General features: G+C 67.6%; 1 protein-coding gene. It reads left to right on the top strand.

What is annotated here, in order from left to right; genetic code table 11:
- Positions 1–42 precede the first annotated feature (42 nt).
- The gene (locus AC5WRL_RS28085) at positions 43–813 is read left to right on the top strand and encodes a transposase family protein (RefSeq protein ID WP_496091496.1); all 771 of its coding nucleotides are present in this window, start codon (positions 43–45) and stop codon (positions 811–813) included.
- Positions 814–874: the final 61 nt, after the last annotated feature.

The raw sequence follows: 874 nt of genomic DNA, 5'->3' as shown, positions 1-874 counted from the left end.
AAGGGTGTTGCAGAAGGCTGTGAATTTGGGTATTTATCGTTTATGGGTGGGGTGTTGAGGGCTGATCCGTTGTGGGTGGAGACGTTCACGGGGCTGCGGATGCGGCAGTTCGAGCGGTTGTTGAAGGTGGTGCGGGAGCGGGGTGGTGATGGTCCGCGGCTGGGCCGTCCGTGGTGTCTGCCGCTGGCGGACCGGGTGCTGGTGGTGTCTGTCTACTACCGGACGAACCTCACGATGCGGCAGCTCGCGCCGCTGTTCGGGATCTCGCCGGCCACCGTGTGCCGGGTGATCCAGCGGTTGCGGCCTCTGCTCGCGCTGGGGCCGGCCGCCCGTCCCGCAGGTGTCCCGGACCGGTTGTGGATCGCGGACGGCACGCTCGTCCCGGTCCGTGACCGGAAGATAGGCGCCTCGTCCCGGAACTACCGGTTCTCCGCGAACGTGCAGGTCGTCATCGACGCCGACACCCGGCTGGTCGTGGCCACCGCCCGCCCCGCTCCGGGAAACAGGGCCGACGCCCAGGTGTGGCGGAACTCGGACCTGCCGGCCCAGTGCCGGGGTGTCACCGTCCTCGGCGACGGCGCATACATCAACACCGGACTCGTCGTCCCGCACCGCAAACGCCCCGGACGGCCCCTGCTGGCAGGTGAGGAAGCGGACAACGCGGAGCACCGCAAGGTCCGCGCCCGCGTCGAGCACACCTTCGCCCGGATGAAGAACTACAAGATCCTCCGCGACTGCCGACAGCGCGGTGACAGCCTCCACCACGCCGTCCAGGCCATCGCCCACATGCACAACCTCGCCATCACCGCATGACCACAACCACCCACACCAGGGCCCCGGCCTGCAAAAACACAGCCTTCTGCAACACCCTTTA

Source organism: Streptomyces sp. NTD107 (genome assembly GCF_059510435.1).
This window is presented reverse-complemented; position numbering and strand designations above follow the sequence as displayed.

What these genes read in the sequence shown, in the direction of transcription:
- AC5WRL_RS28085 (WP_496091496.1), top strand. Translation starts at nt 43, where the DNA reads ATGGGTGGGGTGTTGAGGGCTGATCCGTTGTGGGTGGAGACGTTCACG.